Origin of the sequence: Burkholderia sp. AU45251, assembly GCF_030482905.1 — a bacterium.
GTDB classification, from domain to species: domain Bacteria; phylum Pseudomonadota; class Gammaproteobacteria; order Burkholderiales; family Burkholderiaceae; genus Burkholderia; species Burkholderia aenigmatica.
The window spans coordinates 83,202-107,966 of the sequence record NZ_JAUJQH010000004.1 but is presented as its reverse complement, the minus strand read 5'-3'; the positions used below and the strand labels follow the sequence as shown (position 1 = coordinate 107,966).

Sequence of the window (24,765 nt, the reverse complement as noted above, 5' to 3'; positions counted from 1 at the left end):
CGCTGGAATCCTGATGATCGTTCGTCCGTTGCATGGCACACGGTGCCGAGCCAATCCGGTCTTCATCATGGCGTCGCGCGGGCGGGACGAACGCGCGGGTCGCCTGTCTATCGTTCAAGGAGTACGAACCATGAGCAATGTCACGCGTTACGATCCGTTTTCGATCGAACCCGTCGCCGACCTGTTTCAGGGGCTGTTCAGGCCGCTGCGCGGGATGACGCTGACGGACGAGCCCGATCTGGCCTCGATGAAGATCGACGTGACGGAAAGCGACGATGCGTACAAGGTCAACGCGGAACTGCCGGGCGTCGCCAAGGACGACATCGACGTCCAGGTGACGGGAAGCACCGTATCGATCAACGCGAAGATCGAGCGCAACAAGGAGCAGAAGGATGGCGAGCGCGTGATCCGGCGCGAGCGCTACAGCGGCGCGATCAGCCGTTCGTTCTCGCTGTCGGGCGAGATCGACGACGCGAACGCAACGGCGACGTACCAGGACGGCGTGCTGTCGCTGACGCTGCCGAAGAAGGCGCCGGTCGCGCAGAAGAAACTGGCCATCAGCTGATCGGACGGCAGACTGTGGGCGATGCGGGCACGCGTCGTCCGAAGGGAGGTAACGGCGCGTGGAGCGATCCGCGCGCCGTCTTTATTGAAGCGGTCGCGCGAACGCTCATGCATGCGATGCCGTGCCGCCCGACCGGTAGCCCACCGTCTGCGCGAGGATCGGGAGCTCGTCCTCGTTCAGCCGCAGCGCGTCGGCAAGCGCACGGTGGTTGATCCAGCCACGTACGACCGTGCCGAGCCCGGCGGCCGCGCAATAGAGCGACACGTTCTGCGCGATGGCGCCGGCCGCGATTGCAGAGAACACGTCGCGTTGCTGCGGCGGCATGTCGAGGATCGCCGAGGTGCGCACGACGTAGACGAGATCCAGCGGCGCGCGGCCGACGAAGTCCTGGTAACCCGTGAGGTTGCGGGCATCCACCGCGTGTTTCAGCACGAGCCGGTGCGCGGGCGCGTCGTAGCGATAGACGCCGCATGGCAGCGCGACGTACACGTCGATTTCGTTGAACGCATGCGCGGACGGGGCGGTGCGGCCGCCGCCGGCAGGCCGGTTGACGCCGTCCGCGGCCCACAGCATCGCGCCGAGCGTCGCGGGCGGCAGCGGCGTGGCGGCGAATTCGCGGGCGCTCATTCTGGCGGCGAGTGCCGTCATCAAGGGCGGCCCGCTGTCGAGGTCCGGATGCGGCAGGTCGATGAGGGCCGGGGATTCGCCCTGTGGCGATACCGGCCGTGCCGGTGGCGCCGGCGAATAGGCCAACAGTTGCTGTTCCGTCATGTGAGTCTCCTTGGAGCATCGCCGTGCTTGCCTGGGACGTCGCGCATCGGCGATCTCACGATAAGTCGGCCGGGCCGCGTCGGCTTGACCTTCGTCAAGCGATGCCACGGCTGGCTGCGATGTGCGTCGAGCGGCGTCCGTTGACCTGCATCAGCGATCCCTGGCCGCGCGTGTGCAAATCTGGAGATATGCGGCGGACTGGCGCGCCGCGGCTCACGGGAGTGCAGGCGATGAAGACCGACAAGCAGTTGAAGCAGGACGTTCAGGACGAACTGGAGTCCGACCCGGCGATCGACGCGACACGTATCGGTGTCGAGGTCGTCAACCGAATCGTGACGCTTTCGGGCCACCCGCCGAGCTATGCGGAGAAACTGGCGATCGAGCGGGCGGCGAACCGCGTGGCCGGCGTCAAGGCGCTCGTCGTCGATATGACCGTGCATCTGCCGGACGACGACGTCCGCACCGACGAGGACATCGCGAACGCGGTGCGTTCGGTGCTGCACTGGACGGTCGGGCTGCATGACGACACGGTGAAGGTACAGGTCGAACATGGCTGGATCACGCTGTCCGGTCGGGTCGAATGGGCGTACCAGAGCCATCTGGCCGTGCGGGCGATCTCGCAGATGCGCAGCGTGACCGGCGTGACCGATCATATCGCGGTGCAGGGGACGATCGGCTCGGCCGACATCGGCGGCAACATCAAGCGCGCGATCATGCGCCATGCGGAGCGCGAGGCGAAGCACATCGCGATCGAGGTGCGCGACGGCACCGTGCGGCTGTCGGGCAAGGTCGGCTCGTTCTCCGAGCGCAAGGCCGTGCGCGGGGCGGCATGGTCGGCGCGCGGCGTGCGCGCCGTCGTCGACGACCTGGTCGTCGAGTAACGCCGGCAAGCGGCAGCCGGATGCGCAGTCCGCGCGGACGAGGGGAAGTCAAATGACACTGTCAGGCGAGGTACACGACGCGGACTGGTCGGTGGCGATCGAGACGATCGCCACCGGAACGTGCGGCTACCGTTGCAGGATCCACGTGACGCTGATGTCGCCGGATGGCGAGTGCGAGCGCACGTTCGCGCACAGCCGGACCCACGACACCGAGCGCGAAGCCGCGATCGACGGGCTGCGCGCCGGGATGACGTGGGTCGAGATGAGGAAGTCGAACATGTTCACGGTTTGAGGTCGCGGCACCCGTGCGCGTGTCGCACGGGTGCCGGTGTTCCGTTCGCCACGCGATGCAATCGAGGCCGCATCGCGTGTGCATCGACGTACCTAGCCGTCCGGCCGATCACGGGTGGCAAGCGGCGGCGCGGCGCGCGAGACCGGTTCGTCGTCGCGCGCATGTCTGCGTTGCCGCCCGACATGATGCGCGACGGCGTCGGTCACGGTCGGAAAGAAGCAGGCGGGGCCGAATACGTCGAACAGCCCGTAGGCGCGCAGGCGATCCTTCACCGGGCCCTTCATTTCCGCGAAGTCGAGCGCGATCCTCTGCTCCCGGAGCTCCTCGCACAGCGCGACGAGCCGGTCCGCGGCGCTGACGTCGATATCGGTGACGGGCTCGGCCGCGATGACGACGCGCGTCACCGGGGACGCCGATTTCGCGATGGCCGCGCGCAGATGCTCGCAGAAAATCTCGACGTTCGCGTAGAAGAGCGGTGCATCCCAGCGGAACAGCAGGAGCCCCGGCGTCAGCACGGCGTCCGGATGGCGCGCGACGTCGTGATAGCCGCGCACGCCGGCCAGCCGGCCCAGCACCGCGTCGTACGGATGCCACGCGCGCCACACGAACGACAGCAGCGACAGCGCGCTGGCGAGCAGGATGCCGGGTACGACGCCCATGCCGATCACGCCGGCGAAGCACAGCACCGAAATCAGGCATTCGCCGCGACGCATCCGGTACAGCCGCACGACGTTGCGGACGTCCGCGATGCCGAACGCCGCGTACATCACGACGGCGGCCAGCGCCGCGCGCGGGACCAGGGTCAGCAGCGACGGCGCGGCAACGAGCAGGATCGCGATGCACGCGGCCGCGACGAGATTCGTGACCTGGCTTTGCGCGCCGGCGGCAATCGCGACGGGCGTACGCGATGCGCTGCTGCTGACCGCGCAGCCCTGCATCACGCCGGCCAGCAGATTGGCGGCGCCCAGTGCGACCAGTTCCTGGTTGCGGTTCGGCGTATCGCCCGCGCGCGTGGACAGCGCGCGGGACAGCATGCTGATGTCGGCGAACGACACCAGCGCGACGGCGACCGCGGCGGATGCAAGCGCGGTCAGGTCGGCGAGGGAGACGACCGGCAGGTGCGGCACGGGCACGCCGGGCGGCAGTGCGCCGACCGTTGCCACGCCGTGCAGCGGCGACATTTGCGCGACGACGGTCGCCGCCAGCACCGCGATCAATACGCCGGGTGCATGCGGCATCATGCGTTTCATCAGGAAAATGGTTGCGAGCGCACCGATACCGAGCGCAGCGGCAGCGCCGGAGAACCGGTGTTCGGCGAGAGCCTGCACGATGCGCGACACGCTGGCGAACACGTCGCCGCCCGTTACCGGCATGCCCAGCAGTTCCGGCAACCGGCCGATCGCGAGCGCAATGGCGATGCCGTTCAGGTAGCCGTACTGGATCGGGCGCGACAGCAGATCGGTGACGAAGCCGAGGCGGAGCGCGCCGAGCAGGATGCAGATCGTGCCGGCCGACAACGCCAGCACGCCGGCGAGCGCGATGGCGCGCTGCGGATCGTGACCGGCGAGCGGGGCGATGGCGCCGGCAATCAGCGCGGCCAGTGCCGAATCGGGGCCGAGGACGAGGATCCGGCTCGGGCCGAGCAGCGCATACGCAAGCAACGCGGCGATCGACGCATAGAGCCCCGTGATGGCGGACAGGCCGGCCGCCTGGGCATAGCTCATGCCGACGGGCACCAGCACGGCCGACAGCGCGATGCCCGCATAGAGATCGCGCGAGAACCATGCGCGCCGGTAGTTCGCGAGCAGCGCGATGCCGGGCAACAGATGGGCGACGCGTCCGGAAAGGGGCCGGTTCATTGCGGCTTCATCGGAGAGATGTTCGGGCGAACGGGATGACCGGAGCCGGCTGGCGCATGGTTATCGGGATGTGGCCAACCCGGGCAGGCGGACGAAACGGCTGGGCGACAGGGGCCATTGCGTCGGACGATGTGGCCGGTGCCGCGGCACGGCCGTGCGTGCTTCAAGCGGCCTTGAGTGCCGACAGTTGCAGCGCCTGCGCGAAGCGCGCCAACGTGGCGATCGATCCCGTCACGCTTTCGTACCGCTCGCGCCCGATCTGGCCGTCGAGGATCACGAGCATGCCGGCGTCGCGTGCGAGGGCGACGAGCGCCTGCGTGTCGAGCGCGGGTGCGTCGGATTGGCCGGCCTGATCGCCCGGATCGGGAAGATGGGTAGCGTGTGACATGACGACTCTCCTGATGGTCCGGAATCCGGATGCCGCACAGCCGTGATCCGTGAATCCAGTATCGTTGCCGCGCCGGCGCGATTCAATCGGCGTGCCCCGAAGCTGCAGTAGGAATCGTGCGGCGGGCGTCGGCGGATTCCTACACGGCACGCGGCGTTGGCTTCGGCTTTGGCGTCGTGCGGCGTCGCACCGGTCGCACCGGTCGCGCCGCGCGCCGCCGCGCATACCAGCCGCCGATCGCGCGCCAGATGTCGGGGGCGGATTCGCAGTACGTGAACAGGTCGAGATCGCTGCGATCGATCATCCCTTCGTCCGCGAGGAAGGCCAGGTCCACCGCGCGGCGCCAGTACGCTTCGCCGACGAGGATGACCGGCAGCGGCGGGATCTTGCGCGTTTGCAGCAGCGTCAGGACTTCGAACAGCTCGTCGAACGTGCCGTAGCCGCCGGGGAAGAATACTGCCGCCTTCGCGCGTTCGAGCAGGTGCAGCTTGCGGATCGCGAAATAGTGAAACCGGAAGCAGAGATCGGGCGTGATGTACGGATTCGGCGCCTGTTCGCGCGGCAGCTCGATGTTGAAGCCGATGCTCGGCGCGCCGCGCTCGTACGCGCCGCGATTCGCGGCCTCCATGATGCCGGGTCCACCACCGGTGACGATGGCAAGTCGCGCGGCTCGCGTGCAGCGGTCGGCGTGGCCGACGATGCGCCCGAATTCGCGCGCGACGCGGTAATACACGCTGTGCTCGACGAGCCGGCTCGCCGCCGCGACAGAGTGACGCCGGACTGCGTCGTGCGGACGCGCCGCGAGCAGGCGATTGGCTTCGTTCAGCCGCGCGTTCGCAACGGCAGGGGCAACGATGCGCGTGCTGCCGTAGATGACGACGGCATGGCTGATGCGTTCGGTCTGCAGGCGTTCCTCGGCCTTCCAGTAGTCGAGTTGCAGCCGGATGCCGCGCATGCCTGCGCGTTGCAGGATGGTGGCGTCGTCGTCGGCGGGCGTGCGGTTCGGGCAGTTGGCGAGACGCGGGATGCGCCGGACGCGGTCGTTGCCGACGATCGCATCGGGCCGCGTGCGTGCGCGTTTGCCGCGCGTGTCCGCCAGCATCGGGCCGGCCGCGGCACGGCGACCGGCGTCGCCTCGTGCGGTACCGACGGGAACGCGTTTGACAGCGGTCGACATGAGCGGCGGGCCGGCGGGCCGGTTATTGGCTGAGCACCCACTGCACGAGCTGGTGCGCGTCGTCGGCGGACAGCGGGCCGCCGCGATCCTCGGCGGACGGCATCGGCGTGTCGCCCCAGTGCACGCGGCCGCCGACGCGCAGCTTGCGCTCCAGTTCCGGCGCGGCCGTCGGATCGCCGCGGTAGCGCTGCGCGATGTCGTGGAACGACGGCCCGAGGAACGTCATGTCGGACGTATGGCAGAACATGCAGTGCTGCGCATTGACGAGATCGGTCGGCTCGGGCACGGTCGCCTGCGCGGCGGCCAGGTTAGCCGCCGTGACGGTCACGCAGAAGGCGGCGCAACGCAAAAATTTCATGATTTTTCCTCGTCCGGATCAGAAAGGCCGCGCCGCCGGGCGCGATCACGAAACGACTTCGTCGAGCGGGCGGCGCGGCGAGTGCGGCGTATGCGGGCCGCGCCCGACACGCAGCAGCAACTGCGGTTCTCCGTGCAGCCCGAGCATGTGACGCAGGTGGGCGCGCAGCTCGGTCGTCTCGATCGGCTGGTTCAGGTACGACGCGGTATAGCCTGCGCGCGTCGCGGCGAGCAGGACGTGCTCCAGCGCCTGGCCCGCAGCGAGCCACGCGTCGCGATCGTCGCGTACGGTCGAGATGCATACGACCAACGGCGACGCGCCGACGAGCTGGTGATGGAGCGCGGCCAGTCCGTTGCCGAGATCGAACGTCCGTACCGCCATCGTCACGACGGGCGCCGCGAAATCCAGCAGCGTTGGCACGCCCGCCGCGAAAGCCGGCATGCCGTCGGTGTGCCGACGCGGATCGATCCAGCTCGCCAGTTCGCGCCTGAAGCGCGGGTCTGCGAACTGCTCCTGATCGGCCTCTGCAACCAGCTCGGCCACCCTCGCGCGATGCGCGATCGAGTCGACGCAGGTGATCTCGGCGCCTTCCGCGACACCGGCCGCGATCAGCTCGCGCTGCAGCGTGTCCGGAACAGCCGTAGATTCGAACGGCGCGCGCGTCGTGACGCGCTCCGGAATTGCATCGAAGAGCGCGCCGAGCGACGCGTCGGAATAGCCGTCGTCGCACACCCGGACCATCGCGAGCAGATCGGGATCGATGTCGGAAGGAAACGTGCTGATCGTGTGAGCGAGCCCGGCGTGATCGAGCGCGACGCGCAGGTTGAGCAGGGCTGCACCGCAGCTGATGATCAACTCGCGATCGAACGGATCGATGACGGGCAACGCGCGTACACGGTCCGCGCAGACGGCGATCGTGGGGCCGTCGACGATGAACCGCCACGGCTGCGAGTTGTGGCTGGACGGGGCCAGCACCGCGTAGGCCAGCAGCGACCTCAGGTGTGCCTCGGGGTGGGCGCTTGCGGCGAGTGGGGGAATGGATATCATTCGATCATCTCCTGGTCGCCACACGGGGGGCGTCATGTCACTTCATCGTGTCAGCAACCGTCCGTCCGCCGTTGACCCACATCAAGCGCGCGTCACCGGGCCATGCGTTCGCGACGCGGAGCGACTAGCGTGGAGATGTGAAGCGTACGAACCGGCGTGCGCGGGGAGGCGAGCATGCTTGCGATGATGTTTGACGGCACGACACCGCATTTGCGCGAGGCGCGCGTGCCGGACCCGCTGCCGGCGGCGGGCCAGTTGCTGATCGACGTACACGCATGCGGCGTGTGCCGGACGGATCTCCACGTCGTCGACGGCGAGCTCGCGCATCCGAAACTGCCGCTGATCCCGGGGCACGAAATCGTCGGCACGGTGCGCGCGCTCGGTGCGGGCGTGACGGGCTTCGCCGTGGGCGACCGCGTCGGTGTGCCGTGGCTCGGCTCGACGTGCGGCCATTGCGCGTATTGCGCGACGGGCCGTGAGAATCTGTGCGATACCCCGGGATTCACCGGCTATACGATCGACGGCGGCTATGCGGAGCGCACCGTCGCCGACCACCGGTATTGCGTGCATCTGCCACGGCGCTACACCGATCTCGAAGCCGCGCCGCTGCTGTGTGCCGGCCTGATCGGATATCGAACCTTGCGCATGGCGGGCGATGCGCGGCGCATCGGCATCTACGGCTTCGGCGCGGCGGCTCATCTCGTCGCGCAGGTCGCGCATGTCGAGGGGCGGAAGGTGTTTGCGCTGACGAAGCCCGGCGATACCGTGGCGCAGCAGCTGGCACGTTCACTCGGTGCCGCGTGGGCGGGCGGCAGCGACGAAGCGCCTCCCGAGGCGCTCGACGCCGCGCTGATCTTCGCGCCGGTGGGTGCGCTGGTGCCGGCCGCGCTTCGCGCCGTCGACAAAGGCGGGATCGTCGTGTGCGGCGGCATCCACATGAGCGATATACCGAGCTTTCCGTACGCGTGGCTGTGGGGCGAGCGCCGCATCGTGTCGGTCGCCAACCTGACGCGTGCGGACGCAGTCGAATTCATGCGGATCGCCGCTACGATGCCGTTGCGGGTCGAGGCCGTGCGCTATGCGTTGACCGACGTGAACCGCGCGCTCGACGACTTGCGCACGGGGCGTTTGTCCGGGGCGGCGGTGCTCGCCATACGCGGCTGATGCGCTCGCCGCGCACGCAGCGAGGTCAGATTCGCCCGAGGCCTTCCGAATCGACGATGCGAATCTGCTTGCCTTGCGCCGCGACGAGCCCCTTGTGCTGGAACTTCGACATCATCCGGCTGACCGTTTCGAGCTTCATCCCGAGATATTCGCCGATCTCGTCGCGTGTCATCCGCAGCACGAATTCGGCGGCCGAGTACCCGCGCGCCTTGAAGCGGGTGGAAAGGTTCAGCAGGAACGCGGCCACGCGCTGTTCGGCGGTCATCGTGCCGAGCAGCAGCATCAGCGCGGATTCGCGAACGATTTCGCCGCTCATCATCTGGTACACGTGATGCTGCATCGGCCGTACTTCGCGACACATCTGCTCGAGTTGCCCAAACGGAATGATGCAGACCGTGCTGTCCTCGAGCGCGATCGCATCGCCGTTGTGGTGCCCGGTGTGCACGCCGTCGAGCCCGAGCGATTCGCCGACGATCTGGAAGCCGGTGATCTGCTCGTCGCCGTCGCGATGCATCACGATGGTCTTGAACGACCCCGTCCTCACCGCATAGATGCTGTTGAATGCGTCACCCGCGCGAAACAGCGTTTCGCCGCGTCTGACGTGCCGCGTCGTGCAGATCATCGCGTCGACACGCGCGAAATCGTCAGGTGAAAGGTCAGGCGGCAGGCAGACGGTACGCAACGCGCACGTAGAGCAACGGGACGCGGTGCGCTTCGGTTGGTCCACCCGTTCGACGGGATGCAACGGGATGAACGGGCGTAACGGGATGGTCGGCGAAACATCGGCATTGCTTTGCATGATCGGCTCCAATTCCTGGGGCGGCGGCGAATCGCAGTCATGCGGGTTCGCGCTGGCCGTCGTACCGGCGGCCTTGACGTCTGCCGCCTTCCTGATGGGGAACCACGCCGGACGGGCCTGGGGACCGGTACGCCGGTCTCGATGGTGATGCTGCCTTTGCTCCGGGAGGCACGCTTGCTTGTTTTTCTTGATACGCAGTATGGATGGCATGCGGCACGACGGAAATCAGCCGCAATTGAAGATGCGGTAGGACACGAGGAAGGGTTGTAGGACGTTTCCTACAGGGGCGCGGCATCTTGTCGCGATCGTCGCTGTAGCGGCGAGCGCGTTTCGCCTGGCTGAATCCGTCAACAGGCGGGCAGCCACTCAGCCGCAACGGGCGACGATTCCGTTGACCTGACTCAATGCCGGTGGCGATGTCGAACACTATCTTCGATATCACGCGACGCAGCGTTGAGGTATCGGACACAGTGACTGCGGGTGCCTGTCGCGCAATCGATTCCGGCCGTGGGAGGAAACCGAAAATGGACGAAGAGCGTGTTTTCGTCGATGTGATTCAGGTCGAGCGGTTTCGCTTCCGCGTCGAATTTCCGGACACGGCTGCACCGACCCTTGTGACCGACGAACTCCAGCCGCTCGGCGACGGCCGTGCGCCGAATCCGGTCCGACTGCTGGGTGCAGCGGTCGCGAACTGCCTTGCCGCCAGTCTGCTTTATTCGTTGCAGAAATATCGAAATGATCCACATCCGGTTACCGCGCACATCGAAGTCGCGTTGATTCGCGATACGGCAGACCGGTTGCGAGTCGGAAGCATGGCCGTCGAGCTGAAGGCCGGAAAGAAGTGGGAGGAACTGGCGCACGCCGCTCGCGCACTCGCGCGATTCCAGGAATTTTGTACCGTGACGGAAAGCGTTCGTCACGGCATTCCGGTGACGGTGAACGTCACCGATATCGATGGCGAGCAGTTTGGCGCAGTTCGGTCCACACGCGCGGTGGCGAGCCGTTGATGCGGCCGGGGCAGCGTGTTCGCCGGAGCAGGCCAACCGACCGCGGTGCCGTCATCAGAGTTCGTCCGGGTCGTCGAACAGCTTGTGGCGCATCGCATAGCGCACGAGCGCCGTGTCGTTCGGCATTTGCATCTTCTCTAGAATCCGCGTCTTGTACGTGCTGACTGTCTTGACGCTGACACAGAGCGCTTCCGCGATTTCGGAGATCGACTCGCCGGTGGTGACGCGCCGGAACACGTCGAATTCGCGGTCGGACAGACGCTGGTGCGGCAGCAGATCGGTCGGCTCGTTGAGACTCTGGGCGAACTGTTCGGCCATGGTCAGGCTGACGTAGACGCCACCGGCCGCGATCTTGGTCAGCGCCGCGACGAGTTCGGCGCTCGCGCTCTCCTTGGTCATGTAGCCGGACGCGCCGGCGCGGAATGCGCGCACCGCGTATTGCTGCTCGGCGTGCATCGTCAGCACGAGGATATGCAAGGCCGGCTTCTCGTCCTTGATCTGTTTGATGAGCTCGACGCCGTTCCGGCCGGGCATCGACAGGTCGAGCACCAGGACATTCGCGGCCGTGTCACGCACGAGCGCGATCGTGGACGCACTGTCGCGCGCTTCGCCCGCGACTTCGAACCCGCTTGCGCTCTGCAGGATGTGCCGCAGGCCGTCCCTGACGAGGGCGTGGTCGTCGGCGATGAGTACCCTGATCATGACAGTACGTCTCCCTGCTGGATGGTGTGAAGCGGTAGCGCCACGGTGATCGTGAAACCCGTTCCCGGCCGGTTGTCGATCGTCACCGTGCCGTCGAGCATGTGCGCACGCTCACGGATGCCGATCAGCCCGAACGACGGACGATCGCGCTCGTCGTGCGCGTTCTCCGGGGCGCCGTGACCGTTGTCGGCGATGCGCAGCATGCAGTAGCCGTCTTCCACTTTCAATGCAATCGTCACCTGCGTCGCATCGGCGTGCCGCGCGACGTTGGTGAGCGCTTCCTGCACGATGCGAAACAGCGTCGTGGCACCGGCGCCGGTGAACGCGGTATCGACGGGGGCGATGTCCCGTTCGACCGTGATCCGGTAGCGATGCGTGAAATCGTTGACCAGCCACTCGATCGCCGGAATGAGACCCAGGTCGTCGAGCATCACCGGCCGCAGATCGGCCGCAATGCGCCGAACCGACGCCACGGTCGAATCGATCAGGCGATGCATGCCGCCCAACTGCTCGCGCACGCCGGTGTGGGGGGCAACGACGCCCGCGAGTCCCAGTTCGACGGCGGAGAGATCCATCTTGAGCGCCGTGAGTTGCTGGCCGAGGTCGTCGTGCAGTTCGCGCGCAATCCGCGTCTTTTCTTCCTCGCGCACGTTCTGCAGGTTGGCGGACAGGTCGCGCAGTTCCTCGCGTGACTGCTTGAGGGCGTTTTCCGCCCGGACGCGCTCGGTGACGTCGCGCAACATGACCGTGTACAGCTTGGCCGTGCCGTCGCGAATCTGCGATATCGACGCCTCGATCGGAAACTCCGAGCCGTCGCCGCGCAGGCCGAACAGCACGCGCTGTTGTCCCATCTGACGCTCGGTCACGCCCGTCACGCCGAATTGTTCGACGTGCCGCGTGTGCGCGGCACGGAAGCGCTCGGGGATGAACCGGGCGAGCGGCGCGCCGATCGCCTCCATCGCGGAGACGCCGAACACGCGTTCCGCGGCCGGATTGAAGATCACGATCGTCTGACCTTCATCGACGGTAATGATCGCTTCCATCGATGACCGGATGATGCCCATCATCCTGGCTTCGGTCGGCTGGCCGTCGCCGACGGGTATGGCTCCCGACATTTGCCTGACGGCGACTTGCCGCACGAGGGCGGCCAGTATCACCGACAGCGCGATTCCGGCCGCCAGCACGGCCGTCGCGGATCCGGACGTGTCGGCGGGCGGCGCACTGTAGCGCAGCGAGAGCGGTGTGCCGCCGAACGTCAACGCATCCGTTCGCGTGAGCATGTCGCGGGCGGCGGTGGCGTCGTCGCCGCCGAACCCGCCGGAATAGATGGGGGCCGCCGGGTTGTCGGCCGTGATTTCCATGTGCAGACGATCGAGGACGGATGGATCGACAAGACGCTCCGGATCGAGCGCCGCATAAACGTATCCGGTCGCGCGCGCATGCTGCGGCCCGGAAGAAGCCCCGTCTTCAGCGTTCGCATAAATCGGCAGATACAGCGTCAGCGCCGTGCGGGCGATCGTCGTGTCCGCGCTGTCCTGGATCGCGTTCGCGGCCAGCGCGGTCTTGCCGGTTTCTGCCGTGCGCTGCAGCGCACGCTGGGTCGCCTGATTGTCGTCGTCGGCGCTCGGCCCGATTCTTCCAAGGCTGCGGACGGGCGACTGCAAACCGTCCAGATTGAGACTGGCGAGGTAGCGGCGCCATGCGTCGCCGGATTGAGGCACGGCCAGCGTCGATGCGAAGCCGCGCGCGCCACGCAATATGGTGGCGGCGCCGAGGAGGTTGCGCCGGAGGTCGGCCGTCGCAAGCGTCGCCGATTGCACGAAGCGTGCCTGGGCGGCTTCCTGCCCCCGGTTGTGCAGATGCCGGGCGCAGGCGAATGACGCAGCCAGGCCGAGCGCCAGCGTCAGCAGCGCGGCCAGGGTCGCGTATCGCGCGGGCCGAATCCTGCGCGGATCCGGCCCGGCCTTGAAGGAGGGCGCATTGACTGTCATGGCCGTTCATCCTGACGGATTTCTCCGGCGGCTGGCGGGCGGCTGGCCGGGCGTGGGGCACGAAACGCGGGGCGGGCCGAAACGGTGATGTCGCCCGAAATTGTGCGCGTTTTGTCTGAATTCGCCAATCGGGACCGATGCGTATGCCGGCTGCCGTGCCGGCTTGACCGGCGTCAACCGGATGACGCGCATCGGGCTCAGACTGGTTTGGCGTTCCAATCAAAACCCGACGGCACCAGGGAGGCATCATGTATGCAAGGATCTTCGCGGCACTCGACGGCAGCCGCAGTTCGCGGCTGGCGCTCGACGAGGCGATCGCGCTCGCTCGCGATTCGGGCGGCCTGATCGTCGCCGTGTGCGTGGTATCGGACGCGCCACGACTGACGGACGTCGACAGCGGTTATATCGAGCAGCGCGATCCGGCGGGCCTGGATGTGGACAGGGCCGCGATCGCGGTGGCGGACGCCGAGACCGCGTTTCGGCTGTGCGGTGTGCGTGGCACCGCCCGCACGATCGACGCGTGCGGCGAGAACGTGTCGTCCGTGCTGGCGCGAGCCGCCGCCGAATGCGAGGCGGACCTGATCGTGATGGGCACGCACGGGCGTCGCGGCGTGCGTCGCGCGTTGCTTGGCAGCGTTGCCGAATCGCTGGTGCGCACCGCAGACCGGCCGGTGCTGGTCGTGCGGGAGGGGCGGGGCGCGTGTGCGGCCGTGTTGTGACGGACGAGGGCAGCCGCGGGCGGCTGCCCCGTCGTCATGGGTGCGGCATCAGTGCGACAGCAGTACCGGCACCGTCATCGTCTCGAGGACGGTGCGCGTCGCACCGCCCAGCACGCGCTCGTGCATGCGCGCATGGCTGTACAGGCCCATCACGAGCAGATCCGCATGCAGGTCGGTTACCCGGTTCAGCAGCGTCGCGCCGACGCCGACCGACCGGTCGCGCGGCGTCGTCGAGAACGACGCGCGCACGCCGTGCCGCTCGAGATACGCGGCGACGTCGACGCCCGCCGGCGTCTTGTCCGGATCGGGCTGCCCGCGCACGACCGTCTCGACGTTGACGAAGCGCGCGCGGGCCAGCAGCGGCAGCGCATCGGCCATCACGCGGGCGGCTTCGCGCCCGCCGTCCCAGCCGATCAGCACGTTCTCGCCGATCGTTCGCACGTCGCCCGCGTAGGGCACGACGATCGCCGGACGGCCGCTGCCCATCACGAGATCCTCGACGAAATGACGCGCAACGTAGGTCATGCGATCGTCGGGGTCTTCCTGGCCGAGTATCAGCAGGTCGGCGTGGCGCGCGTGCAGAATGGCGGCAGTGGTCGCGTCGCCGGTCGGCGCCTGCCATTCGACGCTGCGCCCTGCGCGCTCGGCGGCCATCAGGAATCGCTCTTCGGCCTCCTTGCGCCGCTGGTCGCACAGCCGCTCGTAGACGGCCAGCTTCAGTGGTTCGTCGGGCCGCCGCAATGGTTCGAAGAGATCCTGGCAGACCACGTAGAGGCCGATCAGATGCGCATTCCAGCGTCCCGCCAGGTCGAGTGCGAGGTCGACGCGCGCTGCGCAGCGCGCGCTGTCGTCGAGGTGGACGAGCAGGGTCTTGTAGCTCATGACGGCTCCTTTTCGGTGGATGCGGCCGCGGTCTCGGCAGGTTTTCCGGACGGGCAGCCCGCGGGAATCATCAGCACCGGGCACGTGGCCAGGCGCAGCACGCGCTCGGCCACGCTGCCGAGGAAGAGGCGCTGAACACCGCGCCGGCCGTGCGTGCCCATGATGATCAGGTCGGCCTCGATTTCGCTGGCAAGACTGACGATCCGGTGCGGGATGTCTTCACCCGCTGGCGCGACGTTGGAAATCTGCGGCGTGCCGGCGACGTCGCGCGCTTTCAGGCGTCGTGCCGCGTCCTCGGTGACACGCAGCCCTTCTTCACGGAAGGCGTCGATCAGGATCGACGGGTCGTAGCCGTACATGTCGTAGGCCGGCACCAGGAAATCGACGACGTAGACGGGAGTCAGCCGCGCACCCGTCTCCGACGCGATGGCCAGCGCGGCGTCGAGTGCGCGGGACGACGTGTCGCTGCCGTCGAGCGCAACCAGAATGTTCGAGTACATGGCGTTTCCCTTGAACGGATGTGGATGAGATCATCATCGGCGCGTGCGCGCCGGTCGCGCTGATCTGGATCAAGCGTCGCGGTTGGCGCGAAGCACCCCGACCGCGGCGCGCGCGGCGATCCACGCTTCGTTGGTCGGCTCGACGACAACCGTTACCGCGCTTGGCGCGGACGATACGACCTGCGCATGGTCCGCGTTCGCGTCCGCATCGATGTCGATGCCGAGCCAGCCGAGCGCCGCGCAGATCCGCTCGCGCAACACGGCCGAGTGCTCGCCGATACCGGCGGTGAAGACCAGCATGTCGAGGCCGCCGAGCAGCGCGACGAGCGCACCGGCTTCGCGGACGATGCGATGGACGTAAAGTGTCAGCGCATCGCGGGCCAATGCGTCACCGGCGGCTTCGCACGCCAGCAGCACACGCGGATCGCCGGAGGCGCCCGACACGCCCTTGAGGCCCGACTCGTGATACAGCATGTGGCCCAGCGCATCGCCGGACAGTTTGCCGATCTCGAGCAGGTGCAGGACGACACCGGGATCGAGTGTTCCGCAGCGCGTGCTCATCATCAGCCCGTCGAGCGCCGAGAAGCCCATCGTCGTCGCGACGCTGCGGCAGTCGCGCATCGCGCACAGGCTGGCGCCGCTGCCGAGATGGGCGGCGATCACGCGGCCGTGCGCACGTGCGCCGAACCGCTCGTCGAGCGCGACGGCCAGGTATTCGTATGACAGGCCGTGAAAGCCGTAGCGGCGCACGCCCTGGTCGAACCATGCATGCGGTAACGGCAGCAATTGTTCGACGCGCGGCAGTGTGCGATGAAACGCGGTATCGAACACGGCGACCTGCGGCACGTCGGGAAACGCGTCGCGCAGCACGTCGATCGCATCGAGGTTGTGCGGTTGATGCAACGGCGCGAGCGGCGTCAGCGTGCGAAGCGCGTCGAGCACCGCGTCGTCGACGACTACCGGGTCGACGTACCGGGCACCGCCGTGCACGACACGATGTGCAATTGCGCCCAGCGCGATGTGCGGCAGTTGCACGCGGATCCACATCGCGATCTGCGCGAGCACGGCGCGGTACGGATCGCCAGCACGCAGCGGCAGCGTGCCGCCCGGGGCGGCGTCGAAGCGGACCGATACGCTATTGCCGGTTGCGACCGCTTCACCCTCATGCAGTGGCCGCCGCGCGGGATCACCGTGCGGCGGATAGGCAAAGACCGCGAACTTCACGCTCGACGAACCGGCATTGATGACGAGGAGCGCGAGCGTGCGCATCGGCCGGCTCAGTGCGACATCAGTACCGGGAGCGTCATCGACGCGAGCACCGTGCGCGTCGCGCCGCCCATGACCAGCTCGCGCCAGCGCGGATGCCCGTAGGCACCCATGACCAGCAGGTCGGAACCCGTTTCATAAGCACGCGACAGCAGCGTGTCGCCGACCGACTCGCCCGTGCCGGTATCGATGTCGAGCACGTTCACGTCGTGCGCGTGGCGTGCCAGCATCAGCGCGGCATCGGCGGCCGGAATGCGGGTGGTCGCCGCTTCCGAATCGCCGTCGACCACGGCGGCGACCGTCGTGCGCTTCGCATGCTCGAGAAACGGGAGCGCGTCGTGCGCGGCGCGGGCGGCTTCGCGGCTGCCGTCCCAGGCGACGAATACCCGTTCGCCGATCGACGGGAATTCGCCGGTGTATGGCCAGAACAGCACCGGGCGACCGGCGGACAACACGAGGTTCTCCGGAAACTGGTCGTCGATGTAGGTTTCGGGATCGTTCGGGTCGCTCTGGCCCGCAATCACGAGGTCGGCAAGACGCGCGGCGCGCGGCACGGCCACATTCGCACGCTCATCCGCGCGAACCCAGGTGGCCGGCACTTTTGCACGCGCGGCTTCCGCATGGAACAGGCGCTCCAGTGCGGCGAGCCGCTCGTCGCGCTGCTCGCGGTGCGCGCGGAAATAGTCTGCGGAACCAGCCATCACGTAGAACGAATGTGGCTCCGGCGTGTAGACCGCGAACAGCCCGGTGAGATGCGCGCCAAAGCGCCGGGCAAGACGCAACGCCAACTCGAGACGCGAATGCGCGCGGGCGCTCGTATCGAGGTGCACGACTAGGCTTTTGTAGCTCATCGGAATCGCTCCATCGACGGGTGATCCGCCAGTGCAATCCAGTCTACGAAGCAGGGTTTCCGCGAGCTTGACTCAGATCAACGGGTGCCATGCGCCACGGTCGCACAGTGAAGTGGACGCCAATTCATCGACCGGAACGAAGGAGGGAATACGATGAGCCGCCAAGCTTTGACCACACCGAACGACGCTTACCTCGCGGGTTGCGATCTCGCGTTGCGCATGGCCGCGCTGACGCGTGACTGGCAGCATGAATGGCATGCGCTGGCAGGGCGGCGCATCGAGCGGGACCGCGACGCGGTGCGCTGCCTGCAGCAGGCACTCGCGGTGACGACCGAGTGGAGCGCTTTCGGCGAAGCGGCCCGGCAGGTGATGCGCGACTATACGATCGCGACCGTCGCGATCTGGCAGGACGCCACCGAGCTGTGCATGCGCGGGCAGTTCGAGAGCGCGAGTGCGTGGCGCACGTGGTTGCGTGATTACGGCACCGGCGCGCTGTCGCGCTACCAGACCGACTGGTGGCCCGATCTCGGGCGGCTGGCCGTGGTCAACGAGGCGAGCATGCCGTGGCGCGACTGGATGGCCGCGTTCGAGCTCGGCATCACGGAGGCCGTCGAGGCGGGTGACGAGGCTGCGAACGTCCGACGTCTCGACGGCAGCCATGCTGCGCAGGAGCACGATCATGCGCGCTGAACGTGTCGCATTCGTTACCGGCGGGATGGGTGGCCTCGGCGCTGCGATCAGCCGCCGCCTGCACGAGGCCGGCATGACGGTGGCGGTGTCGCACACCGAACGCAACGACCACGTCGCGACGTGGCTCACGCACGAACGCGAGGCGGGCCGCACGTTTCATGCGTACGAGGTTGACGTGGCCGACTACGACTCGTGCCAGCATTGCGCGGCACGCGTGCTGGCCGAATTCGGGCGCGTCGACGTGCTCGTCAACAACGCGGGCATCACGCACGATGCCACCTTCGTGAAGATGACCAAGAGCATGTGGGATGCGGTGCTGCGCACCAATCTCGACGGCCTGTTCAACATGACGAAGCCGTTCGTGCCCGGCATGATCGACGCCGGCTTCGGGCGGATCGTGAACATCGGGTCCGTGAACGGCGAGCGAGGCGCGTACGGGCAGGCGAACTACGCGGCCGCGAAAGCCGGCATCCACGGCTTCACGAAATCGCTGGCGCTCGAACTCGCGCGGCACGGCACCACGGTCAACACGGTGGCTCCCGGCTACCTGGCCACCGCGATGCTCGAGTCGGTACCGAAGGAAGTGCTCGACACGAAGATCCTGCCGCAGATTCCGGCCGGTCGCCTTGGCGACCCCGACGAGATCGCCGCGCTCGTCGCCTTCCTGTGTTCCGATGCGGGGGCGTTTGCGACTGGCGCCGAATTCGACGTCAACGGCGGCATGTACATGCGATGAAAGCGTCCGTCATCCGTGCGCCGCTTCCGCGCGAATCGAGGCAGTCGCCGGATCGGAACGAGCAGAAGCCGGACCGGTCCGAATGCACCGCCGCCGAGGCTACACCCGCCGAACAATGGAACCGTGCCGCGCATGCGAACGTCGCCGCGATGACTTTCGGGCTGTCGCCCGTGTCGCTGGCGCTGGCCCTGCTCGACTGGGGCGCGCACCTCGCGGTGTCGCCGGGCAAGTGCTTCGAACTCGCGACGCAGGCGTGGCTGACGGCCGCGCCCGCGGTGGTGGAGAAAGGCGCGGCGGACGACGCCGACACGGACGGCCTGGCCGTGCATGCGGGACGCGCCGATCCCCGTTTCGCCGCGCCGGCATGGTCGGGCTGGCCGTTTCGCGCGTATCGCGACGGCTTCCTGTCGGTCCAGCACTGGTGGCGCGAAGCGACGCGTGGCGTGCCGGGTGTCGAACGGCACCATGAGGAGCTGGTCGGTTTCGTCGCGCGTCAATGGCTCGACGCGTGCTCGCCCGGCAACTTCCTGGCGACCAATCCGGTCGCGCTCGACGCGACGCTGCGCAGCGGCGGCGCGAACCTCGCTGCGGGCGCGCGGCACTGGCTCGACGATGCGAACGCGTGGCTCGATCGCGCCGGCGGCACGCGCGGCCGCGACGCGCGTGCGTACCTGCCGGGGCGCGACGTGGCGATGACGCCGGGCCGGGTCGTGTGGCGCAACGCCTTGTGCGAGCTGCTGCAATACGACCCGACGACCCCGCGCGTCGCGCGCGAGCCGATCCTGATCGTGCCGTCGTGGATCATGAAGTACTACATCCTCGATCTGCAGCCGCACGATTCGCTGATCCGTTTCCTGGTCGATGCCGGCTACACCGTGTTTGCGGTGTCGTGGCGCAACCCGGGCGCGGAAGCGCGCGATCTCGGGCTCGACGATTACCTGCGCGACGGGTGCCTGGCCGCGCTCGAGGTCGTCCGGTCGATCTGCGGCGAGGCGGTCCACGCGGCCGGCTATTGCCTCGGCGGCACGTTGCTGGCAATTGGCGCGGCGGCGCTTGCACGCGACGGGCGGCAACACGAAGCCCTTCGATCCGTCACGTTGCTCGCGGCCGAGACCGATTTCAGCGAACCCGGCGAACTCGGCCTGTTCATCGACGCAAGCGAACTGTCCGCACTCGACGCGCTGATGTGGCGGCAGGGCTACCTCGACGGCGCGCAGATGTCCGCCGCATTCGAACTGTTGAATGCGCGCGACCTGATCTGGTCGCGGATGATGAGCGAATACCTGCTCGGCAGGCGCACGAAGCCGAACGACCTGATGTCGTGGAATGCGGACACCACGCGCATGCCGTACCGGATGCATTCGGAATACCTGACCCGGCTGTTCCTCGACAACGATCTGGCGGCGGGCCGCTACTGCGTCGACGGGCGGCCGGTCGCGCTGTCGGATCTCGACGTGCCGACCTTCGTGGTCGGCACCGAGCGCGATCACGTATCGCCGTGGCGCTCCGTCTACAAGCTCCATCTGCTGACGCATCATGCATTGACCTTCGTGCTGACGGCGGGCGGCCACAACGCGGGCATCGTGTCGGAACCCGGTCATCCGGGGCGCCACTACCGCTGCGCGACCCGCGAACCGGGTGCGCCGTATCGCAGCCCGCGCGCATTCGTGCACGACACGCCTGCGGTGGACGGATCGTGGTGGACCTGCTGGCGCGACTGGCTGCATGCGCGCTCGTCGGGCGACGTGCCGGCCCGCACGCCGGCCGCCGGGTTTGCCGCGGCGCCCGGCGCCTACGTCCTCGAGACATGAACGGGCACCGGCATCCGGATGCGTGCGGCGGCGCGTGCCTGCCCGGCCTGCTGCCGCGTGCGGACGGCGCACTGCCCGGGCTGATCGCGCGGGCCCGCAACGCACCGCCGCTCGTCGTTGCCATCGTGCATCCGTGCGATGCAACCAGTCTCGTCGCGCTGGCCGAACTCGGCGGTTCGCCGCTGGCGGCCGCGATCGAGCCGCTGATCGTTGCGCCGCGCGACAAGGTGCTGCGTGTCGCGCAGGATGCGGGCGTCGATCTTTCGCCGTGGACGATCGAGGACGTGCCGCACAGCCATGCGGCAGCAGCCCGCGCGGTCGAACTCGCGGCGGCCGGCTGTGCCGGCGCGCTGATGAAGGGCAGCCTGCATACGGACGAGCTGATGGGGGCGGTCGTCGCTGCCGAATCGGGACTGCGCACCGACAAACGGATGTCCCACTGTTTCCTGATCGAGACGCTGGCGTATCCGCGGCCGTTCATCCTGACCGATGCGGCGGTGAACATTGCGCCGGATCTCGCGCAGAAGGCGGCCATTACGCAAAACGCGATCGACGTCGCGCATGCGCTGGGCGTGGCGTGCCCGCGCGTGGCCGTGCTGTGCGCGGTCGAGACCGTCAATCCGGCGATGCGCTCGACGCTCGACGCGGCGGCGCTCGCGAAGATGGCCGAACGCGGCCAGCTCACGGGCGCGATCGTCGACGGCCCGCTCGCGTTCGACAACGCGATCTCGCTGCGGGCGGCGCACGACAAGGGGATCGATTCACCGGTCGCCGGCCGCGCCGACATCCTGGTCGTGCCCGATATCGAAGCGGGCAACCTGCTCGCGAAGCAACTCGAATACCTCGGCGGCGCCGTCAGCGCAGGCATCGTCGTGGGCGCGCGCGTGCCGATCGTGCTGACGAGCCGCGCCGACGGCGCTGCCGTCCGGGTCGCGTCCTGCGCACTCGCGATGGTGCTGGCACAGGTGCGGCATGCGTCGCAATCCTGATGAATGAACCTGCAACCCCTTCTTTCGATGGAGGAACCACGATGAAAGCACTCGTCTACCACGGCCCCGGGCGCAAGGCGCTCGAGGAGCGACCCATGCCGGAACTGCAGTCGCCCACCGACGCGCTCGTGCGCGTAACGCGCACGACGATCTGCGGTACCGACCTGCACATCCTCAAGGGGGACGTGCCCACCTGCGAACCCGGCCGCATTCTCGGCCACGAAGGCGTTGGCATCGTCGAGCAGGTCGGCGCTGCCGTCGACGCGCTGAAGCCGGGCGATCACGTGCTGATCTCCTGCATCTCGTCGTGCGGCTGCTGCGAATATTGCCGGCGTGGCCTGTATTCGCATTGCACTACCGGCGGCTGGATCCTCGGGAACCGGATCGACGGCACGCAGGCCGAGTACGTGCGCATCCCGCATGCGCAGACGAGCCTTTACCGGATTCCGCCGGGCGCGGACGAGGAGGCGCTCGTGATGCTGTCCGACATCCTGCCGACCGGGTTCGAATGCGGCGTGCTGAACGGCAAGGTGCAGCCGGGCTGCTCGGTCGCGATCGTCGGCGCGGGCCCGATCGGGCTGGCGGCGCTGCTGACCGCACAGTTCTACTCGCCCGCGCAGATCATCATGATCGATCCGGACAGCAACCGGCTGGAGGTGGCGCGGCGCTTCGGTGCGACGGATTGCTTCGACGGCCGCACCGCGGACCCGGTGGCGGAAGTGATGAAGCTGACCGACGGCGTCGGCGTGGATTGCGCGATCGAGGCGGTTGGCATTCCGGCGACCTTCGAGATGTGCACGTCCCTGGTGGCGCCGGGCGGCGTGGTTGCGAACGTCGGCGTGCACGGGGTCAAGGCGGACTTGCACCTCGAGAAGCTGTGGGATCGCAACATCTCGATCACGACCCGGCTCGTCGACACGGTCAGCACGCCGATGCTGCTGAAGACCGTGCGCGCCGGGCGCCTCGATCCGAAACACCTGATCACGCACCGGTTCTCGCTCGACGACGTCGAGCGCGCGTACGACACGTTCGGCAGTGCGGCGCAAACCCATGCGCTGAAGGTCATCATCGAAGTCGGCTGATGGCCGGGTAGTGCGCGGCGGGAACCGGCAGGCGACACCCGGTTCCCGCCCCGTCCGGTGGGTCACGCCGTCAGGACGAAAGCGCGGCAGGCTCGCGTGTGTCGCCGGATTCGACCGCATCGAGATCGACGCACTGCGCGTACACCGGCACCTCGCATGCCCAGTGCAACCGCTCCGCGATGCGCCGCCGCATCGCATCGGCCGCGGCCGGTTCGCCGTGCGTGACGAAGGTCCGCACGGGCGCGCGCTGCATCGTGCCGAGCCACCGCAGAATCTCTTCGTAGTCGGCATGCGCGGAGAGTGTCGTGATCGACTCGACCTGCGCGCGCACGCGTACGTATTCGCCGTGGATCTTCAGTGTCGGCTCGTGCGCGGCCAGCGCCGCGCCGCGCGTACCGGCCGCCTGGTAGCCGACCAGCGCGATCGTGTTGCGCGCATCGGGCGCGTAGCGGCTCAGGTGGTGCAGCACGCGGCCACCTGTGGCCATCCCGCTGCCGGCGATGATGACCATCGGGCCCTGATGGTCGGCGATCGCCTTCGACTGCTCGACCGACCGGATCATCGTGGCCGCGTGGCCGAGCGCGTTCGCTTCGGAAGGTGTCAACCGGTGTTCGAGAATATGGTGACGATAGATCTCGGTCACGTCGGTGGCCATCGGGCTGTCGACGAACACCGGGACGCGCGCCATCCGGCCCGACGCCTTCAGGCGCGCGATGTAGTGCAGGATTTCCTGCGCGCGGCCGACGGTGAAGCACGGCATCACGACCACGCCGCCGCGCGCGAAGGTCTTGTCGAACAGCGCGGCCAGTTCGCTCTCGGGGTCCGATTGCGGATGCAGCCGGTCGCCGTACGTCGATTCGACGACCAGGTAGTCCGCATGCGCGGGCGCCAGCGGCGGCTGCATGATCGGGTCGTGATAGCGGCCGAGGTCGCCCGAGAATGCGAGCACCTTGTGATCCCAGTGCATCACGACGCTCGCCGCGCCGAGAATGTGGCCGGCCGGCAGCAGGCGGAACGCCAGCCCGCCGCCCAGCGCCGTGCATTCGTCGAACGCGACGGGCTTCAGCAGGTGCAGCGCGCGCTGCGCATCGTCCAGCGTGTAGAGCGGTTGCGCCGGATGATGCTTCGAGTAGCCGTGGCGGTTCGCGAACTCGGCTTCTTCCTCCTGCAGCCTCGCGCTGTCGCGCAGCATGATGTCGCAGAGTTCGGCGGTGGCCGCCGTGCAGTACACCGGCCCGCGAAACCCTTCGCGCGCCAGTACCGGAAGATAGCCGGTATGGTCGATATGCGCGTGCGTGAGCACGACCGCGTCGAGCGTGTCGGGCGGGACCGGCAATGGGCTCCAGTTGCGCAGCCGCAGATTCTTGGTGCCCTGGAACAGGCCGCAATCGACCAGCACGCGGCGGTTGCCGTGCTCGACCAGGTATTTCGAGCCGGTCACGGTTTCGGTCGCGCCGAGAAAAGTCAGTTTCATGGATCGCCTCACGGGAATGGACGGAGCAGTGAGTCGATTACAGCGCGGATGCGCGCGAAGCCATTGATGGAAATCAGGGATTGCCGTGTCCGTGTCCGTGTCCGGCTCGGGCGAGGTTCGTCCTCCAGCCGTTGCGGCTCCGGGTTGACGTCAATCAACGCCGGGGCCGGACGGCGGCACGATAGTGATCGCATGCGCGCAGGCGATGTCGTGATTCCGCCGTCCGCGCCGGCCGCGTACACGCCGTACGCAATGCGCAGCGAGATTTCGACGCTATAGGGACGAATCCATCATGACGCTGATCGCCAATCTGGACGGCGCGCGGACCGGCTACCGGCTGTGCTTCGTCCGTGCCCCCTGGGCGTGGTTCACCTGCCTGCCGCTCGATCTGCAATGCGGCCAAAGCTGGGCCGACGTGCCCTACCAGGACGTTGCGCAACCGCCTTACAGCGATTCGCGCGCGCAGTTGCTACGCGTGGCGTTCGACGCGCCGCGCCTGCTGCCGCCCGAAGCCGGCCGGCACGGGCACGACTGGAGCGTCGAGCAGATCAACGGCGGCGCGGTGCCGTGGCTGCGCAGCGAGGAATTCGTCGACGCGATGAAGCTGGCCGTGCCGGCGGGGGCCACACTCGCCGAATTCGTCGAGACGATCGAGGCTGCTGGCGGTACCGTCTATGGCCCGCTCGGCTGGGCCGAGTTGCCGCCCTGGCAGCGTCCCGACGTCGTGGCGCACACGCAAACGGGCTGACTCCGGTCGCACGCAC

26 protein-coding genes are annotated in these 24,765 nt (G+C 67.9%); 12 read left to right on the top strand and 14 right to left on the bottom strand.

Going from position 1 to position 24,765, the window contains the following annotated elements; all coding sequences use genetic code 11:
* The first annotated feature begins 130 nt into the window (after positions 1-130).
* Complete coding sequence (locus QZM67_RS12025) at positions 131-565, top strand: Hsp20/alpha crystallin family protein (RefSeq protein ID WP_301803119.1); 435 nt, start codon at positions 131-133, stop codon at positions 563-565.
* A gap of 105 nt (positions 566-670) precedes the next feature.
* Here QZM67_RS12025 and QZM67_RS12020 read toward each other — a convergent pair whose 3' ends face one another.
* On the bottom strand, positions 671-1,336 hold the full coding sequence (locus QZM67_RS12020) for a nitroreductase family protein (RefSeq protein WP_301803116.1): 666 nt from the start codon (positions 1,334-1,336) through the stop codon (positions 671-673).
* 230 nt (positions 1,337-1,566) lie between these two features.
* Here QZM67_RS12020 and QZM67_RS12015 point away from each other — a divergent pair, with 230 nt between their 5' ends.
* Positions 1,567-2,217: a BON domain-containing protein gene (locus tag QZM67_RS12015; RefSeq protein ID WP_301803113.1), complete on the top strand. Its 651-nt coding sequence runs from the start codon at positions 1,567-1,569 to the stop codon at positions 2,215-2,217.
* Positions 2,218-2,269: 52 nt separating this feature from the next.
* Positions 2,270-2,509: a hypothetical protein gene (locus QZM67_RS12010; RefSeq protein ID WP_301803111.1), complete on the top strand. Its 240-nt coding sequence runs from the start codon at positions 2,270-2,272 to the stop codon at positions 2,507-2,509.
* A gap of 92 nt (positions 2,510-2,601) precedes the next feature.
* Here the strand turns inward: QZM67_RS12010 and QZM67_RS12005 are convergent, their stop codons facing one another.
* From QZM67_RS12005 to QZM67_RS11985, 5 genes are all read right to left on the bottom strand, one after another.
* Positions 2,602-4,368 (bottom strand): SulP family inorganic anion transporter, encoded by a 1,767-nt coding sequence (locus tag QZM67_RS12005; RefSeq protein ID WP_301803107.1) that lies wholly within the window; start codon positions 4,366-4,368, stop codon positions 2,602-2,604.
* 163 nt (positions 4,369-4,531) lie between these two features.
* Positions 4,532-4,756 (bottom strand): hypothetical protein, encoded by a 225-nt coding sequence (locus QZM67_RS12000; protein ID WP_301803105.1) that lies wholly within the window; start codon positions 4,754-4,756, stop codon positions 4,532-4,534.
* A gap of 139 nt (positions 4,757-4,895) precedes the next feature.
* The gene (locus QZM67_RS11995; protein WP_301803102.1) at positions 4,896-5,933 is read right to left on the bottom strand and encodes an LOG family protein; all 1,038 of its coding nucleotides are present in this window, start codon (positions 5,931-5,933) and stop codon (positions 4,896-4,898) included.
* 22 nt (positions 5,934-5,955) lie between these two features.
* Positions 5,956-6,291 (bottom strand): c-type cytochrome, encoded by a 336-nt coding sequence (locus QZM67_RS11990; protein WP_301803099.1) that lies wholly within the window; start codon positions 6,289-6,291, stop codon positions 5,956-5,958.
* 45 nt (positions 6,292-6,336) lie between these two features.
* Complete coding sequence (locus tag QZM67_RS11985; RefSeq protein ID WP_301803096.1) at positions 6,337-7,338, bottom strand: nitroreductase family protein; 1,002 nt, start codon at positions 7,336-7,338, stop codon at positions 6,337-6,339.
* 174 nt (positions 7,339-7,512) lie between these two features.
* On the opposite strand from QZM67_RS11985, the gene QZM67_RS11980 reads away from it, so the two are divergent.
* Complete coding sequence (locus QZM67_RS11980; RefSeq protein ID WP_301803093.1) at positions 7,513-8,502, top strand: zinc-dependent alcohol dehydrogenase family protein; 990 nt, start codon at positions 7,513-7,515, stop codon at positions 8,500-8,502.
* A 25-nt stretch (positions 8,503-8,527) separates the two neighbouring features.
* On the opposite strand, the gene fnr is transcribed toward QZM67_RS11980, so the two are convergent.
* Entirely contained in the window at positions 8,528-9,301 is a 774-nt protein-coding gene (gene fnr / locus QZM67_RS11975) for a fumarate/nitrate reduction transcriptional regulator Fnr (protein WP_301803091.1), read from the bottom strand.
* Between the two features lie 524 nt (positions 9,302-9,825).
* On the opposite strand from fnr, the gene QZM67_RS11970 reads away from it, so the two are divergent.
* Positions 9,826-10,308 carry an OsmC family protein gene (locus tag QZM67_RS11970; RefSeq protein WP_301803088.1) on the top strand — a complete coding sequence of 161 codons (483 nt, stop codon included), beginning with the start codon at positions 9,826-9,828 and terminating at the stop codon, positions 10,306-10,308.
* 54 nt (positions 10,309-10,362) lie between these two features.
* Here the strand turns inward: QZM67_RS11970 and QZM67_RS11965 are convergent, their stop codons facing one another.
* Positions 10,363-11,010 carry a response regulator transcription factor gene (locus tag QZM67_RS11965; protein WP_301803084.1) on the bottom strand — a complete coding sequence of 216 codons (648 nt, stop codon included), beginning with the start codon at positions 11,008-11,010 and terminating at the stop codon, positions 10,363-10,365.
* On the bottom strand, positions 11,007-13,001 hold the full coding sequence (locus QZM67_RS11960; RefSeq protein ID WP_301803081.1) for a PAS domain S-box protein: 1,995 nt from the start codon (positions 12,999-13,001) through the stop codon (positions 11,007-11,009). Before QZM67_RS11960 ends, QZM67_RS11965 begins: the two co-directional genes overlap by 4 nt.
* A 248-nt stretch (positions 13,002-13,249) precedes the next feature.
* On the opposite strand from QZM67_RS11960, the gene QZM67_RS11955 reads away from it, so the two are divergent.
* Positions 13,250-13,720 carry a universal stress protein gene (locus QZM67_RS11955; RefSeq protein WP_301803078.1) on the top strand — a complete coding sequence of 157 codons (471 nt, stop codon included), beginning with the start codon at positions 13,250-13,252 and terminating at the stop codon, positions 13,718-13,720.
* Between the two features lie 48 nt (positions 13,721-13,768).
* Here QZM67_RS11955 and QZM67_RS11950 read toward each other — a convergent pair whose 3' ends face one another.
* The 4 genes from QZM67_RS11950 to QZM67_RS11935 form a co-directional block, all read right to left on the bottom strand.
* The gene (locus QZM67_RS11950; protein ID WP_301803074.1) at positions 13,769-14,602 is read right to left on the bottom strand and encodes a universal stress protein; all 834 of its coding nucleotides are present in this window, start codon (positions 14,600-14,602) and stop codon (positions 13,769-13,771) included.
* On the bottom strand, positions 14,599-15,102 hold the full coding sequence (locus QZM67_RS11945; protein WP_301803072.1) for a universal stress protein: 504 nt from the start codon (positions 15,100-15,102) through the stop codon (positions 14,599-14,601). Before QZM67_RS11945 ends, QZM67_RS11950 begins: the two co-directional genes overlap by 4 nt.
* A 69-nt stretch (positions 15,103-15,171) precedes the next feature.
* The gene (locus tag QZM67_RS11940) at positions 15,172-16,371 is read right to left on the bottom strand and encodes an acetate/propionate family kinase (protein WP_301803071.1); all 1,200 of its coding nucleotides are present in this window, start codon (positions 16,369-16,371) and stop codon (positions 15,172-15,174) included.
* A gap of 8 nt (positions 16,372-16,379) precedes the next feature.
* Positions 16,380-17,219, bottom strand: coding sequence for a universal stress protein (locus QZM67_RS11935; RefSeq protein ID WP_301803070.1), 840 nt, complete (start codon positions 17,217-17,219; stop codon positions 16,380-16,382).
* Between the two features lie 153 nt (positions 17,220-17,372).
* Between QZM67_RS11935 and QZM67_RS11930 the strand changes: the two genes are divergently transcribed.
* Genes QZM67_RS11930 through QZM67_RS11910 form a run of 5 tightly spaced genes read left to right on the top strand, consistent with a single transcriptional unit; the run spans position 17,373 to position 22,527 of the window.
* Positions 17,373-17,909 carry a hypothetical protein gene (locus tag QZM67_RS11930; RefSeq protein WP_301803068.1) on the top strand — a complete coding sequence of 179 codons (537 nt, stop codon included), beginning with the start codon at positions 17,373-17,375 and terminating at the stop codon, positions 17,907-17,909.
* Positions 17,899-18,645 carry a beta-ketoacyl-ACP reductase gene (locus QZM67_RS11925; protein WP_301803061.1) on the top strand — a complete coding sequence of 249 codons (747 nt, stop codon included), beginning with the start codon at positions 17,899-17,901 and terminating at the stop codon, positions 18,643-18,645. Before QZM67_RS11930 ends, QZM67_RS11925 begins: the two co-directional genes overlap by 11 nt.
* On the top strand, positions 18,642-20,456 hold the full coding sequence (locus QZM67_RS11920) for an alpha/beta hydrolase (RefSeq protein WP_301803058.1): 1,815 nt from the start codon (positions 18,642-18,644) through the stop codon (positions 20,454-20,456). The genes QZM67_RS11925 and QZM67_RS11920 overlap by 4 nt, the downstream gene beginning before the upstream one ends.
* A complete protein-coding gene (locus QZM67_RS11915) occupies positions 20,453-21,445 on the top strand; it encodes a bifunctional enoyl-CoA hydratase/phosphate acetyltransferase (RefSeq protein ID WP_301803055.1) in 993 nt (330 codons plus the stop codon). The genes QZM67_RS11920 and QZM67_RS11915 overlap by 4 nt, the downstream gene beginning before the upstream one ends.
* 41 nt (positions 21,446-21,486) lie before the next feature.
* Complete coding sequence (locus QZM67_RS11910; RefSeq protein ID WP_301803052.1) at positions 21,487-22,527, top strand: zinc-dependent alcohol dehydrogenase family protein; 1,041 nt, start codon at positions 21,487-21,489, stop codon at positions 22,525-22,527.
* Positions 22,528-22,597: 70 nt separating this feature from the next.
* On the opposite strand, the gene QZM67_RS11905 is transcribed toward QZM67_RS11910, so the two are convergent.
* Positions 22,598-24,001 carry an MBL fold metallo-hydrolase RNA specificity domain-containing protein gene (locus QZM67_RS11905; protein WP_301803050.1) on the bottom strand — a complete coding sequence of 468 codons (1,404 nt, stop codon included), beginning with the start codon at positions 23,999-24,001 and terminating at the stop codon, positions 22,598-22,600.
* A 292-nt stretch (positions 24,002-24,293) separates the two neighbouring features.
* Here QZM67_RS11905 and QZM67_RS11900 point away from each other — a divergent pair, with 292 nt between their 5' ends.
* Positions 24,294-24,749 (top strand): hypothetical protein, encoded by a 456-nt coding sequence (locus tag QZM67_RS11900; protein ID WP_301803047.1) that lies wholly within the window; start codon positions 24,294-24,296, stop codon positions 24,747-24,749.
* Positions 24,750-24,765 lie beyond the last annotated feature (16 nt).

Excerpts from the sequence above, each read along its gene's own strand:
- QZM67_RS11925 (WP_301803061.1), top strand. The coding sequence starts at position 17,899 with ATGCGCGCTGAACGTGTCGCATTCGTTACCGGCGGGATGGGTGGCCTC.
- QZM67_RS11900 (WP_301803047.1), top strand. The coding sequence starts at position 24,294 with ATGACGCTGATCGCCAATCTGGACGGCGCGCGGACCGGCTACCGGCTG.
- QZM67_RS11990 (WP_301803099.1), bottom strand. The coding sequence starts at position 6,291 with ATGAAATTTTTGCGTTGCGCCGCCTTCTGCGTGACCGTCACGGCGGCT.
- QZM67_RS11935 (WP_301803070.1), bottom strand. The coding sequence starts at position 17,219 with ATGAGCTACAAAAGCCTAGTCGTGCACCTCGATACGAGCGCCCGCGCG.
- QZM67_RS11905 (WP_301803050.1), bottom strand. The coding sequence starts at position 24,001 with ATGAAACTGACTTTTCTCGGCGCGACCGAAACCGTGACCGGCTCGAAA.
- QZM67_RS11945 (WP_301803072.1), bottom strand. The coding sequence starts at position 15,102 with ATGTACTCGAACATTCTGGTTGCGCTCGACGGCAGCGACACGTCGTCC.
- QZM67_RS12000 (WP_301803105.1), bottom strand. The coding sequence starts at position 4,756 with ATGTCACACGCTACCCATCTTCCCGATCCGGGCGATCAGGCCGGCCAA.
- QZM67_RS11930 (WP_301803068.1), top strand. The coding sequence starts at position 17,373 with ATGAGCCGCCAAGCTTTGACCACACCGAACGACGCTTACCTCGCGGGT.
- QZM67_RS11980 (WP_301803093.1), top strand. The coding sequence starts at position 7,513 with ATGCTTGCGATGATGTTTGACGGCACGACACCGCATTTGCGCGAGGCG.
- QZM67_RS11970 (WP_301803088.1), top strand. The coding sequence starts at position 9,826 with ATGGACGAAGAGCGTGTTTTCGTCGATGTGATTCAGGTCGAGCGGTTT.
- QZM67_RS12025 (WP_301803119.1), top strand. The coding sequence starts at position 131 with ATGAGCAATGTCACGCGTTACGATCCGTTTTCGATCGAACCCGTCGCC.
- QZM67_RS11985 (WP_301803096.1), bottom strand. The coding sequence starts at position 7,338 with ATGATATCCATTCCCCCACTCGCCGCAAGCGCCCACCCCGAGGCACAC.
- QZM67_RS11965 (WP_301803084.1), bottom strand. The coding sequence starts at position 11,010 with ATGATCAGGGTACTCATCGCCGACGACCACGCCCTCGTCAGGGACGGC.
- QZM67_RS11915 (WP_301803055.1), top strand. The coding sequence starts at position 20,453 with ATGAACGGGCACCGGCATCCGGATGCGTGCGGCGGCGCGTGCCTGCCC.
- QZM67_RS11960 (WP_301803081.1), bottom strand. The coding sequence starts at position 13,001 with ATGACAGTCAATGCGCCCTCCTTCAAGGCCGGGCCGGATCCGCGCAGG.
- QZM67_RS11955 (WP_301803078.1), top strand. The coding sequence starts at position 13,250 with ATGTATGCAAGGATCTTCGCGGCACTCGACGGCAGCCGCAGTTCGCGG.
- QZM67_RS11995 (WP_301803102.1), bottom strand. The coding sequence starts at position 5,933 with ATGTCGACCGCTGTCAAACGCGTTCCCGTCGGTACCGCACGAGGCGAC.
- QZM67_RS12010 (WP_301803111.1), top strand. The coding sequence starts at position 2,270 with ATGACACTGTCAGGCGAGGTACACGACGCGGACTGGTCGGTGGCGATC.
- QZM67_RS12005 (WP_301803107.1), bottom strand. The coding sequence starts at position 4,368 with ATGAACCGGCCCCTTTCCGGACGCGTCGCCCATCTGTTGCCCGGCATC.
- QZM67_RS12015 (WP_301803113.1), top strand. The coding sequence starts at position 1,567 with ATGAAGACCGACAAGCAGTTGAAGCAGGACGTTCAGGACGAACTGGAG.
- QZM67_RS11940 (WP_301803071.1), bottom strand. The coding sequence starts at position 16,371 with ATGCGCACGCTCGCGCTCCTCGTCATCAATGCCGGTTCGTCGAGCGTG.
- QZM67_RS11950 (WP_301803074.1), bottom strand. The coding sequence starts at position 14,602 with ATGAGCTACAAGACCCTGCTCGTCCACCTCGACGACAGCGCGCGCTGC.
- QZM67_RS11920 (WP_301803058.1), top strand. The coding sequence starts at position 18,642 with ATGAAAGCGTCCGTCATCCGTGCGCCGCTTCCGCGCGAATCGAGGCAG.
- QZM67_RS12020 (WP_301803116.1), bottom strand. The coding sequence starts at position 1,336 with ATGACGGAACAGCAACTGTTGGCCTATTCGCCGGCGCCACCGGCACGG.
- QZM67_RS11910 (WP_301803052.1), top strand. The coding sequence starts at position 21,487 with ATGAAAGCACTCGTCTACCACGGCCCCGGGCGCAAGGCGCTCGAGGAG.
- fnr (WP_301803091.1), bottom strand. The coding sequence starts at position 9,301 with ATGCAAAGCAATGCCGATGTTTCGCCGACCATCCCGTTACGCCCGTTC.